Source organism: Paraburkholderia lacunae (genome assembly GCF_003353175.1).
GTDB lineage: Bacteria > Pseudomonadota > Gammaproteobacteria > Burkholderiales > Burkholderiaceae > Paraburkholderia > Paraburkholderia lacunae.
In genome coordinates, this window is record NZ_QHKS01000001.1 from 438,503 (window position 1) to 450,384 (window position 11,882).

At 63.9% G+C, this 11,882-nt stretch carries 12 protein-coding genes and 1 pseudogene; 9 read left to right on the forward strand and 4 right to left on the reverse strand.

Going from position 1 to position 11,882, the window contains the following annotated elements:
• Window positions 1-2 precede the first annotated feature (2 nt).
• The 8 genes and pseudogenes from DLM46_RS02125 to DLM46_RS40030 form a co-directional block, all read left to right on the forward strand.
• Window positions 3-1,229, forward strand: a complete 1,227-nt coding sequence (locus DLM46_RS02125; RefSeq protein ID WP_115099038.1) for a UbiH/UbiF/VisC/COQ6 family ubiquinone biosynthesis hydroxylase — start codon at window positions 3-5, stop codon at window positions 1,227-1,229.
• 219 nt (window positions 1,230-1,448) lie between these two features.
• On the forward strand, window positions 1,449-2,516 hold the full coding sequence (gene dusB / locus DLM46_RS02130) for a tRNA dihydrouridine synthase DusB (protein WP_115099273.1): 1,068 nt from the start codon (window positions 1,449-1,451) through the stop codon (window positions 2,514-2,516).
• On the forward strand, window positions 2,513-2,746 hold the full coding sequence (locus DLM46_RS02135) for a Fis family transcriptional regulator (protein WP_007180440.1): 234 nt from the start codon (window positions 2,513-2,515) through the stop codon (window positions 2,744-2,746). The genes dusB and DLM46_RS02135 overlap by 4 nt, the downstream gene beginning before the upstream one ends.
• Before the next feature lie 46 nt (window positions 2,747-2,792).
• Window positions 2,793-4,358 carry a bifunctional phosphoribosylaminoimidazolecarboxamide formyltransferase/IMP cyclohydrolase gene (gene purH, locus DLM46_RS02140; protein ID WP_115099039.1) on the forward strand — a complete coding sequence of 522 codons (1,566 nt, stop codon included), beginning with the start codon at window positions 2,793-2,795 and terminating at the stop codon, window positions 4,356-4,358.
• A 251-nt stretch (window positions 4,359-4,609) separates the two neighbouring features.
• Window positions 4,610-5,152 carry a crossover junction endodeoxyribonuclease RuvC gene (gene ruvC, locus DLM46_RS02145; protein ID WP_115099040.1) on the forward strand — a complete coding sequence of 181 codons (543 nt, stop codon included), beginning with the start codon at window positions 4,610-4,612 and terminating at the stop codon, window positions 5,150-5,152.
• Between the two features lie 207 nt (window positions 5,153-5,359).
• A complete protein-coding gene (gene ruvA, locus DLM46_RS02150; RefSeq protein ID WP_115099041.1) occupies window positions 5,360-5,941 on the forward strand; it encodes a Holliday junction branch migration protein RuvA in 582 nt (193 codons plus the stop codon).
• 159 nt (window positions 5,942-6,100) lie between these two features.
• Window positions 6,101-7,165 carry a Holliday junction branch migration DNA helicase RuvB gene (gene ruvB / locus DLM46_RS02155; protein ID WP_115099042.1) on the forward strand — a complete coding sequence of 355 codons (1,065 nt, stop codon included), beginning with the start codon at window positions 6,101-6,103 and terminating at the stop codon, window positions 7,163-7,165.
• 136 nt (window positions 7,166-7,301) lie between these two features.
• Window positions 7,302-7,424: pseudogene (locus tag DLM46_RS40030) on the forward strand (oxygenase MpaB family protein); the annotation flags it as partial.
• Window position 7,425: 1 nt separating this feature from the next.
• Here the strand turns inward: DLM46_RS40030 and DLM46_RS02165 are convergent.
• The 3 genes from DLM46_RS02165 to tyrS all read right to left on the reverse strand — a co-directional run bounded on the left by DLM46_RS02165 (window position 7,426) and on the right by tyrS (window position 9,946).
• Window positions 7,426-8,097: a histidine phosphatase family protein gene (locus DLM46_RS02165; RefSeq protein WP_115099043.1), complete on the reverse strand. Its 672-nt coding sequence runs from the start codon at window positions 8,095-8,097 to the stop codon at window positions 7,426-7,428.
• A gap of 100 nt (window positions 8,098-8,197) precedes the next feature.
• Window positions 8,198-8,656, reverse strand: coding sequence for a D-aminoacyl-tRNA deacylase (dtd, locus tag DLM46_RS02170; protein ID WP_115099274.1), 459 nt, complete (start codon window positions 8,654-8,656; stop codon window positions 8,198-8,200).
• Window positions 8,657-8,701: 45 nt separating this feature from the next.
• On the reverse strand, window positions 8,702-9,946 hold the full coding sequence (gene tyrS / locus DLM46_RS02175) for a tyrosine--tRNA ligase (RefSeq protein ID WP_115099044.1): 1,245 nt from the start codon (window positions 9,944-9,946) through the stop codon (window positions 8,702-8,704).
• Window positions 9,947-10,216: 270 nt separating this feature from the next.
• Between tyrS and DLM46_RS02180 the strand changes: the two genes are divergently transcribed.
• Window positions 10,217-11,347 (forward strand): anhydro-N-acetylmuramic acid kinase, encoded by a 1,131-nt coding sequence (locus DLM46_RS02180; protein WP_115099045.1) that lies wholly within the window; start codon window positions 10,217-10,219, stop codon window positions 11,345-11,347.
• 101 nt (window positions 11,348-11,448) lie between these two features.
• On the opposite strand, the gene erpA is transcribed toward DLM46_RS02180, so the two are convergent.
• Window positions 11,449-11,814, reverse strand: coding sequence for an iron-sulfur cluster insertion protein ErpA (gene erpA, locus DLM46_RS02185; RefSeq protein ID WP_013340463.1), 366 nt, complete (start codon window positions 11,812-11,814; stop codon window positions 11,449-11,451).
• Window positions 11,815-11,882 lie beyond the last annotated feature (68 nt).

Sequence of the window (11,882 nt, forward strand, 5' to 3'; positions counted from 1 at the left end):
CAATGAACGACGTATCCCAGCCGGCTGTGATTCTGAAACCCGCCGCGTCCGAGGCCCCGTTCGATTTCGACGTGACCATCGTCGGCGCCGGTCCGGTCGGGCTCGCGCTGGCCGGTTGGCTCACGCGCCGCAGCGCGACGCAGGCGCTGAAAATCGCGCTGATCGACGCACGCGAGCCGGAAGACTCGATCGCCGATCCACGCGCGATCGCCGTGTCGCACGGCAGCCGGATGATTCTCGAACCGCTGCGCTGGCCCGCCGACGCCACCGCGATCCAGCGAATCCACGTGTCACAACGCGGCCACTTCGGCCGCACGCTGATCGATCACAGCGAACACGGCTTGCCGGCGCTCGGTTACGTGCTGCGCTACGGCTCGATCGTGCACGGGCTCGCCGAAGCGGTCCACGCGAGTCCGGTGCACTGGTTCCGCTCGACTTCCGCGTCGGCGCCGGTTCAGGAGCATGACGGCGTCACGCTGCCGATCGAAAGTGCCCATGTCGCGCGCAAACTGCGCACGCGCATTCTGGTGAGCGCCGAAGGCGGTCTGTTCGGCGACCAGAAGACCGGCAAAAGCGCCGGCGACGACAGCACGCGCGATTACGGACAAACTGCGCTGGTCGGCACGGTCAGCGTGTCGGCGCCGCAACCGCACGTTGCGTGGGAGCGCTTCACGTCGCAAGGGCCGATCGCGCTCCTGCCGATGGGCGGCGTGCGCGGCGCGGACTACGCGCTGGTCTGGTGCTGTGCGCCCGGCGAAGCCGCGCGCCGCACGCAACTCTCGGACGCGGACTTCCTGCGCGAGCTCGGCGCCGCCTTCGGCGAACGCATGGGCCGCTTTCTGCAGATCAAAGGACGCGCTTCGTTTCCTTTGGGGCTGAACGCGGTCGATACGATAGTGAAGGGACGCGTGGTCGCGATTGGCAACGCGGCGCAAACGCTGCATCCGGTGGCGGGCCAAGGTCTGAACCTTGGATTGCGTGACGCGCACGCGCTTGCCGACGCGTTCTCGGCTGAAGGCGCGACGCCGCTCGCGCTGGCCGCGTTCGCCCAGCGCCGCGCGCTGGACCGGCGCCTGACGATCGGCGCCACCGACACGCTCGCGCGCCTTTTCACCGTCGACTTCCCGCCGCTGGCCATCGTGCGCGGCCTTGCCCTTACCGCGCTCGAATTCGTCCCGCCGGTGAAAACCGCCCTGGCACGGCAAATGATGTTCGGCCAGCGCCGCTGAGCGCGCCGCCCGCTCGCGCAGCACCGGCGTTCAACGCAGGCTCGCGAGCGGCGCCGGTTCTATGAGCCGGCACACTTTCATAGAAGATTTAATGGGTTACGGCAGTCTCAAGTCCGGTGCCGCTTATCCGTTAACGCTAAAATAGCGGTTTTCCCTCGCAGTTCGCGAACGCTCCGATTGACAGAATCTGAAACGATCGGCGGCGCGCACGTCCACGTCATGCCTACACTCGGCTCCCACAATCTGCGTAACAACCTGTTCGTCGCCCCGATGGCGGGTGTGACCGACCGGCCGTTCCGGCAGCTTTGCAAGCGGCTGGGCGCGGGCTATGCCGTGTCGGAAATGGTGGCGTCGAACGCGCAATTGTGGAAAAGCGAGAAGACCATGCGCCGCGCCAACCACGCCGGCGAGGTCGAGCCGATCGCCGTGCAGATCGCCGGCGCCGATCCGGCCATGATGGCCGAAGCGGCCCGCTACAACGTCGCGAACGGCGCGCAGATCATCGACATCAACATGGGCTGCCCGGCCAAGAAGGTGTGCAACGTCGCGGCCGGCTCGGCGCTGTTGCAGAACGAACCGCTGGTGCAGCGCATCGTCGAGGCCGTGGTGGGCGCAGTGGGTACGGGGCCCGATGCCGTGCCCGTCACGCTGAAAATCCGCACCGGCTGGGATCGCGACAACAAGAACGCGCTCACCGTCGCGCGCCTCGCCGAAGCCGCCGGCATTTCGATGCTGACCGTGCACGGCCGCACGCGCGCCGACCTGTACCACGGCGACGCCGAATACGAGACCATCGCCGCAGTGAAGGCGGCGGTGCGCATTCCGGTGGTCGCCAACGGCGACATTACCTCGCCGCAAAAAGCCCGCGAGGTGCTCGCCGCCACCGGCGCCGACGCCATCATGATCGGCCGCGCGGCGCAGGGGCGCCCGTGGCTGTTCCGCGAGATCGAGCATTTCCTGCAAACGGGCGAATTGCTGCCGCCGCCGCGCATCGACGAAATCCAGCAGGTGATGAACGAGCATCTCGAAGATCACTACGCGTTCTACGGCGAATTTACGGGTGTGCGCACCGCGCGCAAGCACATCGGCTGGTACACTCGCGGCCTTTCTGGCGCCAACGTGTTCCGGCATCGCATGAATACGCTGGACACCACGCGCGAACAACTCCTCGCCGTCAACGAGTTCTTCGACGCACAAAAGGCGATCTCCGATCGCCTCGTCTACGTCGAAGAAACGCTCAACAAGAACGACGGCGAGCCGGACCAAACTGACCGACTAGCAGCATGAGCAAGAACAATATCGAACAATCCGTCCGCGACAGCCTGGGCATGTATTTCCAGGATCTCGACGGCTCCAATCCGCACGACGTTTATGACATGGTCATTTCGTGCGTAGAAAAACCGTTGCTCGAGGTGGTGCTCGAGCAGGCCGGCGGCAATCAGTCGCTGGCCGCCGAGTATCTCGGCATCAACCGCAATACGCTGCGCAAGAAGCTGCAACAGCACGGCTTGTTGTAGTTTCCCGGCGCCCCGCCACGTTCTTCTTCGGCTTTTCGTCTTCATCATGATCAAGCAAGCGCTCATCTCCGTTTCCGACAAGTCCGGCATCGTCGACTTCGCCAAATCGCTGTCGGACCTCGGCGTCAAGATCCTGTCGACCGGCGGCACCGCGAAACTGCTCGCGGACGCGGGCCTCTCCGTCACCGAAGTCGCCGATTACACGGGCTTCCCGGAAATGCTGGACGGTCGCGTGAAAACGCTGCATCCGAAAGTGCACGGCGGCATCCTTGCGCGCCGCGATCTGCCGGAACACATGGCGGCGCTTGAAACGCACGGCATTCCGACGATCGACCTGCTGGTCGTGAATCTGTACCCGTTCGTGCAGACCGTGTCGAAAGAAGAGTGCTCGCTGGAAGACGCGATCGAGAACATCGACATCGGCGGCCCGACCATGCTGCGCTCGGCGGCGAAGAATCATCGCGACGTGACGGTGGTGGTCGATCCCGCCGATTACGCGGTCGTGCTCGATGAAATGCGCGCGAACGGCAATTCGGTGTCGTACCGGACGAACTTCCGTCTCGCCACCAAGGTGTTCGCGCACACCGCGCAGTACGACGGCGCGATCACGAACTACCTGACGAGCCTGACCGACGAGCTTCAACACTCGTCGCGCAACACGTACCCGGCGACCTTCAACCTGGCTTTCAACAAAGTGCAGGACCTGCGCTACGGCGAAAACCCGCACCAGAGTGCCGCGTTCTATCGCGACCTTGCGGTGCCGGCCGGCGCATTGGCGAACTACAACCAGTTGCAAGGCAAGGAACTGTCGTATAACAACATCGCCGATTCGGACGCCGCATGGGAATGCGTGAAGACGTTCGACGTGCCGGCCTGCGTGATCGTCAAGCACGCGAATCCGTGCGGCGTGGCAGTGGGCGCGGACGCGAACGAAGCGTATGCGAAGGCGTTCCAGACCGACCCGACCTCGGCGTTCGGCGGCATCATCGCGTTCAACCGCGAAGTCGATGAAACAGCGGCGCAAGCGGTGGCCAAGCAGTTCGTCGAAGTGCTGATCGCGCCGTCGTTCAGCGCGGCGGCTCGCCAGGTGTTCGCGGCCAAGCAGAACGTGCGCCTGCTCGAAATCTCGCTGGGCGAAGGCCATAACGCGTTCGATCTGAAGCGCGTCGGCGGCGGTCTGCTGGTGCAATCGCTCGATTCGAAGAACGTGCAGCCGCGCGAGTTGCGCGTCGTCACGAAGCGCCACCCCACGCCGAAGGAGATGGACGATCTGCTGTTCGCATGGCGTGTCGCGAAGTACGTGAAGTCGAACGCGATCGTGTTCTGCGGCAACGGCATGACGCTCGGCGTCGGCGCGGGTCAGATGAGCCGCGTGGATTCGGCGCGCATCGCCAGCATCAAGGCGCAGAACGCCGGTCTGACGCTGACCGGTTCGGCGGTGGCGTCGGATGCGTTCTTCCCGTTCCGCGACGGCCTCGACGTGGTCGTGGCAGCGGGCGCGACCTGCGTGATTCAACCTGGCGGTTCGATGCGCGACGACGAAGTGGTCGGCGCGGCAGACGAGCACAACATCGCGATGGTATTGACCGGCGTGCGTCACTTCCGGCATTGATTCACGCATTGCGCGCCATGACGGCCTCCCCGTCATGCGGAAGTTGTGCGATTAGCCCGAGCGAAATTTGAGCGAAATGGCCCGGCAGATTTTCTGCCGGGCCATTTTGTTTTGACCGATCCTCTCAGCTAGTTTTTCAGCTAATTTTTCAGCGATCCTCTGAGCCGTTCTCCGCGCTGTTTTCTTTGGCCGTTGCTCAGTGCCGTTGTAGTATCGCAAGCAATTTGTCTTTACCGCATGTGCGGCACCTCATGAGAATTCTCGGCATCGACCCCGGCTTGCGCGTGACCGGCTTCGGCGTGATCGACCAAAACGGGCACACGCTCAGCTACGTCGCGAGCGGCGTCATCAAGACAGCCGACGCCGATTTGCCGTCGCGCCTCGGCACCATTTTCGAAGGCATTTCGACGCTGATCCGTCAGCATTCGCCCGATCAGTCGGCGATCGAAAAAGTGTTCGTCAACGTCAATCCGCAATCCACCTTGCTGCTCGGGCAGGCGCGCGGCGCCGCCATCTGCGGACTGGTGGCGGGCGGCGTGCCGGTCGCCGAATACACCGCCCTGCAATTGAAGCAGGCGGTAGTCGGCTACGGCCGCGCCACCAAGGAGCAGATGCAGCAGATGGTGGTACGGCTGCTGAACCTTTCCGGCGTGCCCAGCACCGACGCCGCCGACGCTCTCGGCATGGCGATCTGCCATGCGCACGGCGGCACTACGCTCAGTACGCTGGGCGGCATCGCGCCTTCGCTGGCGAAGAAGGGTCTGCGGGTGCGGCGCGGGCGTTTGGTGGGGTAGTCGTCAAGGGGCCGCCTCGAGCCGGTCAACCGCGAACCGGCATAACCTCTGCGCGCGTCTGCTTCGCTACATAGGCGCAGATGCGCGGCTACCGGCTGCTCCGGCTTGCCCTCGTTGTTCCTCAGCACGTTTTTGCGTTACGCTGCCGCGCACCCGCTGCGCTACACTCGCCCTTTCCTTCCCCCTTCTCTCTCGATTGAATCCGCCATGATCGGTCGCATTGCCGGCGTTCTGCTGGAAAAAAACCCACCGCATCTTCTCGTCGACTGCAACGGCGTCGGCTACGAAGTCGATGTGCCGATGAGCACGTTCTACAACCTGCCCTCCGCCGGCGAACGCGTCGTGCTGCTCACGCAAATGATCGTGCGCGAGGACGCCCATCTGCTGTACGGCTTCGGCACCGCCGAGGAACGCACCACCTTCCGCGAACTGCTGAAGATCAGCGGCATCGGCGCGCGCATGGCGCTCGCGGTGCTGTCGGGCATGAGCGTGCACGAACTGGCGCAGACCGTCACGATGCAGGACGCAGCGCGTCTGACGCGCGTGCCGGGCATCGGCAAGAAGACGGCCGAGCGGCTGCTCCTCGAACTGAAGGGCAAGATCGGCGCCGATCTCGGCGCAATGGCGGGCGCGGCGTCGGCATCCGGTCACGCCTCCGATATCCTGAACGCACTGCTCGCATTGGGTTACTCCGAAAAAGAAGCGTTAGCAGCCATCAAGAACGTGCCGGCCGGCACCGGCGTTTCCGAGGGCATCAAGCTTGCGTTGAAGGCGCTATCGAAGGGCTGAACAAAGGTTGAACCTCAGGCCTCGGCGGTTAGCGCCGCGCGGGTCAGCTAATGCTTCGCACACGCCGGCCTGCCGCGCACCCTGGCCATCCGGCCAGGTTCTGCAACGGGCGGCCTGCCAAGGGGGTTTCCTGCGGGGCGCGCGCGGTACAATGGCCGCATGATCGAAACCGACAAACTCGCCGCCGAGCGCATCATCGCGGCCACGCCCGTCTCGCCGAACGAAGAAGCGTTCGAGCGGGCGTTGCGCCCGCGCCAGCTCGACGAATATGTCGGGCAGGAAAAGGTGCGCGGCCAGCTGGAAATTTTCATCGAGGCCGCCAAACGCCGTTCCGAATCGCTCGACCACGTCTTGCTGTTCGGGCCGCCCGGCCTCGGCAAGACCACGCTCGCGCACATCATCGCGCGGGAAATGGGCGTCAATCTGCGGCAAACGTCCGGCCCGGTGCTCGAACGAGCGGGCGACCTCGCCGCACTGCTCACCAACCTCGAAGCCAACGACGTTTTATTCATCGACGAAATTCACCGGCTTTCTCCGGTCGTCGAGGAAATTCTGTACCCGGCGTTGGAGGATTATCAGATCGACATCATGATCGGCGAGGGGCCGGCCGCGCGCAGCGTGAAGCTGGACCTGCAGCCGTTCACGCTGGTCGGCGCGACTACCCGTGCGGGCATGCTGACCAATCCGTTGCGCGACCGCTTCGGCATCGTCTCGCGGCTCGAGTTCTATAACGCTGAGGAACTGGCGCGTATCGTCACGCGTTCGGCGTCGCTGCTAAAAGCGCAGATCCATCCGGACGGAGCGTTCGAGATCGCGAGGCGCGCACGCGGCACGCCACGGATCGCGAACCGGCTGCTGCGGCGCGTGCGCGATTACGCCGAAGTCAAAGCGGACGGCAACATCACCGCGCAGGTGGCGGACGCGGCGCTCAGAATGCTCGACGTGGACGCGGTCGGCTTCGACCTGATGGACCGCAAGCTGCTCGAAGCGATCCTGCACAAGTTCGACGGCGGCCCGGTCGGCGTCGACAACCTGGCGGCGGCGATCGGCGAAGAGCGCGACACGATCGAAGACGTGCTCGAACCGTATCTGATCCAGCAAGGCTTTCTGCAACGTACGCCGCGCGGCCGGATCGCCACGCTGCTGACATACCGGCACTTCGGCCTCGCCGCGCCGGACGCGTCGAGCACGCTGCCCGGCCTGTGGGATTCGGCCGCGACCTGAGCGGGCTTATGCGGCGCGTGAGGCTGATCTAACGATGTCCGATCGAGCGAGGCAACCCACCTCGCGTTGCGTTAGCGCTGATCGAACGGGTCAAATGGATTTAAACGGATTTAGACGGATTCAACCTGACTTGACCGGCGTTGCGGCCGACGGCCGACCGTATCGCGCAAGCGATGCCGCTCTGCCGACATGGGTTCATATAACGGAAGCATCGAGCTGCGTGACTGCGCACTTGCGGTATGTGAACCCGTCGCTGCCGGTTAGCGCCCCGGCTCCGGAACCTTTCTGAAGCTGTCGTCTTCGCCCGGCGCGTCGAGATGCGCCACGTCCGCCCACGACACGAGCGTGGCCTTGTCTCCGTCGAAGTCCACCACGTTCACGCTCGTGTTCAGCAACGCGTAATTGCGCGGCGCGTCGAGTGGCAAACCGCTGGCAAACCGGCGCACACAATCGAGCACGCCGCCATGCGCGACGCACGCAATCCGCCCGCCAGGATGCGCGGCCGCGATCGGCTCTATCGCGTGCAGCACGCGGTGAAAGAACGAGCGTTGCGATTCACCGTCCGGCGGCGCAAAACCCGGATCGCGGGTTTGCCAGTGCGCATATTCGTCGGGAAAACGGACGGCGATCTCGTCGCTGTCATGCCCCTGGAACGCGCCGTATGAACGCTCGCGCAGACCTTCGCGCAGTTGCAGCGGCAAGCCGAGCGTATCCGCGATCGGTTGCGCCGTTTGCTGCGCGCGTTGCAGATCGCTCGAATAGATTGCGTCGAGCCGCGCACCCTGCTTCACTTCATCGGCAATGCGGCGTGCGAGGCGTTGCGCTTGCACCAGACCCGTTGTGGCGAGTGGAATGTCAATGTGCCCCTGGATGCGCTTGATGCGATTCCAGTCGGTTTCGCCGTGCCGGATAAACAGGATCTGCGTGGTCATGGGATGAAATTGGGCGCCAGTGGCCGGTTATGCCGAGCCGCTATTGTCGCAAAAAGCAGTGGGGATCGATGCGCACCCCGGCGTGCGCATCGTGAGACGTTCAGGCGCGCGTCTGCAGCCAGAACGTAACCGGTCCGTCATTGACGAGCGACACCTGCATGTCGGCGCCGAATTCGCCGGTCTCGACGATCGGATGCTTTGCGCGTGCCGACGAGACGAAGTAATCGAACAGGCGCTTGCCTTCGTCAGGCGGCGCTGCCGGCGTGAAGCTCGGGCGCAGGCCGCTGTTCGTGTCCGCGGCCAGCGTGAACTGCGAAACGAGCAGCAGACCGCCCGCGCGCCCGGCGCCGTCGAGATTCTGTACAGACAGATTCATCTTGCCGGCCGCGTCGCTGAACACGCGGTAGCCGAGCACTTTCGCCAGCAGCCGATCGGCCACTGCGTCGGTGTCGCCGCGCTCGGCGCATACGAGCGCGAGCAGCCCCGCTTCGATGGCGCCGGTCACACGGTCGCCGACGCGCACTTCCGCGCGCCGCACGCGTTGGATCAGCGCAATCAACGGCGCCACTCCGGACGATGCAACGCCTGAATCATCATGGAGCCATCAAGCCGTCAGCGTGACGCGCGCAAAGCGGCGCTTGCCGACCTGCACGACGAACTCGCCGGCTTCGACCTTCAGGCCCTTGTCGGACACGGTCGCGCCGTCGATCTTCACGCCGCCCTGCTCGATGTTGCGCAGCGCTTCGCTGGTCGACGGCACGAGGTTGGCCTGCTTGAGCAGCTGGCCGATCGCGAGCGGTGCACCCGCGAGCGTCACCGCCGGGATGTCGTCCGGCACGCCGCCCTTCGCGCGATGGTTGAAGTCCTCGAGCGCGCGCTCGGCGTCGGCCTGCGAGTGGAAGCGCGCGACGATTTCCTGGCCGAGCATCACCTTGAAATCACGCGGATTGCGACCCGCTTCGATCTCGCGCCTGAAGCCGGCGATCTCTTCCATCGGCCGGAACGACAGCAGCTCGAAGTAACGCCACATCAACGTATCGGAAATGCTCATCAGCTTGCCGAACATGTCCGTCGGCTTTTCGCTGATGCCGATATAGTTGTTCTTCGACTTCGACATCTTTTCGACGCCGTCGAGCCCTTCGAGCAGCGGCATCGTCAAGATGCACTGCTGCTCCTGGCCGTATTGCTTCTGCAGTTCGCGGCCCACCAGCAGATTGAATTTCTGGTCCGTGCCGCCGAGTTCCAGGTCGGCATTCAGCGCGACCGAGTCGTAGCCTTGCATCAACGGGTACAGGAACTCGTGAATCGAGATCGGCATGCCGCTCTGATAACGCTTGGTGAAATCTTCACGCTCGAGAATGCGCGCCACCGTGTAGCGCGACGCGAGCTTGATCATGCCGTCGGCGCCAAGCGGCATCGACCACTCGCTGTTGTAGCGGATTTCCGTCTTTTCGCGATCGAGCACCAGGGCGGCCTGCTCGAAATAGGTCTTGGCGTTCGATTCGATCTGCTCGCGCGTGAGCGGCGGGCGCGTGGCGTTACGGCCCGACGGATCGCCGATCAGCGACGTGAAATCGCCGATCAGGAAGATCACCGTGTGGCCGAGATCCTGCAGCTGACGCATCTTGTTCAGTACGACCGTGTGGCCGACGTGGATATCAGGGGCGGTCGGATCGAGCCCGAGCTTGATGCGCAGCGGTGTGCCGGTCGCCTGGCTCTTCGCGAGCTTTTGCGCGAATTCGTCTTCGATCAGCAGTTCGTCGACGCCGCGCTTCGTGACGGCGAGCGCATGACGGACTTCGTCGGTGATCGGGAAGGCGGGGCTTGGCTTAGTGGACTCGGTGCTCATGCTGGAAACGTGAAGTCGCGAAAAAAGGAGATTGTCCCATAGATGCGCGCCGCAGCGCCCACTGACTCCGCCACAAGGCGCGCTTCGCAGGTCGATTTGCCGATTCGGACGCAAATCAGGCGCGCTTCAAGCACAGTTCGAGCACGGTTCGAGCCCAAAACAGGCACGAGGCCGTCACCAGGCCGGCATCACAAAGCTTTATGTTCCTCCTCGCTTGCGTCGATAATCTGCTAAAACGGATCGCAACGAATCATCGAGAGGAGCAGCAACGTGGCGCAAGACCCTGCAGACGGCGTCTACTTTGGACTGATGTCCGGCACGAGCATGGACGGTGTGGATGGCGTGGCCGTCGAATTTGCCAAAGGGAAACCGCCGGTTGTACGGGCCGAGGCGTTCGTCGGCTTCGCGGCAGGTTTGCGCGAGGCGCTGTTCGCGCTGCAACAGCCGGGCGACAACGAGATCGAACGTGAAGCGCTGGCGGCCAATGCGCTCGCCACCCGCTACACGGTGTGCTGCCACGAACTCATGCGCTGCGCCGGATTGTCCGCCGACGACGTCCGTGCGATCGGCGTGCATGGCCAGACTGTGCGGCATCGGCCGGGGAAAGGCTATACGCGACAGATCAACAACCCGGCACTACTCGCGGAAATGACGCACATCGACGTGATCGCCGACTTCCGCAGCCGCGACGTCGCGGCCGGCGGCCAGGGCGCGCCGCTGGTGCCGGCGTTTCACGCAACGGTATTCGGCGCGAAGAACGAAACCCGGGTGGTCTGCAATCTTGGCGGCATCAGCAACATCACAATTCTGAACGCGGCAGGCAGCGTACGCGGCTTCGACTGCGGTCCGGCCAATGCGTTGCTCGACGAGTGGGCGCAGCGCCATCTCGGCAAACCTTTCGACGAAAACGGCCATTTCGCGGCGGACGGCCAGGTCGACCGCACGCTGCTCAATGCCTTGCTCGACGAGCCCTTTTTCGCGCAACAGCCGCCCAAAAGCACCGGCCGCGACCTGTTCAACGCCGAGTGGCTCGACGCGAAACTCCAACCGTTCAGCGCGCTCGCCCCCGCTGACGTGCAAGCGACGCTGACCGCGCTGACCGCGGTGACGGTTGCGCGCGAGATCGAGCGTCATGCGTCGGATGCCAGGGCTGTCTACGTGTGTGGCGGCGGTGCGCGCAATCCGGAGCTGCTGAAGGCGCTGAAGGCGGCGCTGGAGGAAAGCGGTGTAAGCGGCGTGCCGGTGCTGACCACCAACGCGCTAGGCGTGCCACCGAGTCAGGTCGAGCCGCTGGCGTTCGCGTGGCTGGCCATGCGCTGCATGGCGCGCCTGCCGGGCAATTTGCCGGCAGTAACCGGCGCTGCGGGCGAACGCGTACTGGGTGCCATCTATCCGCGCTGACCGCGCGTTTTCCGTTCGCGCGTTTTCCGTTCGTTTTACGCTCACGGAATAAGAAAACGGGGCCAAAGCCCCGTTTTAACAACCTGCCGCTCGACTTGCCATCAAACCGAGAACGACGAGCCACAACCGCAGGTGGTCGTAGCATTCGGGTTCTTGATGACGAACTGCGCGCCGTTGATGTCGTCTTTGTAGTCGATCTCAGCGCCGACTAGATACTGGTAGCTCATCGAATCGATCAGCAGCTGGACGCCGCTCTTGTTCATCACGGTGTCGTCTTCGTTGACGGCTTCGTCGAACGTAAAACCGTACTGAAAGCCCGAGCAGCCGCCGCCCTGCACGAATACGCGCAGTTTCAGGTCCGCGTTGCCTTCTTCTTCGATCAGTTGCTTGACCTTGTCAGCCGCTGCGTCGGTAAAGACGAAGGGGGCGGGCATCTCGGTCACGGGTGTTTCGGTGACTGCGTTCATTCGAACTCTCCAAAAAACTTCTAACCGCTATTGTAGGGCTGATCTCAATATCGTGCTGAAGCCCACAA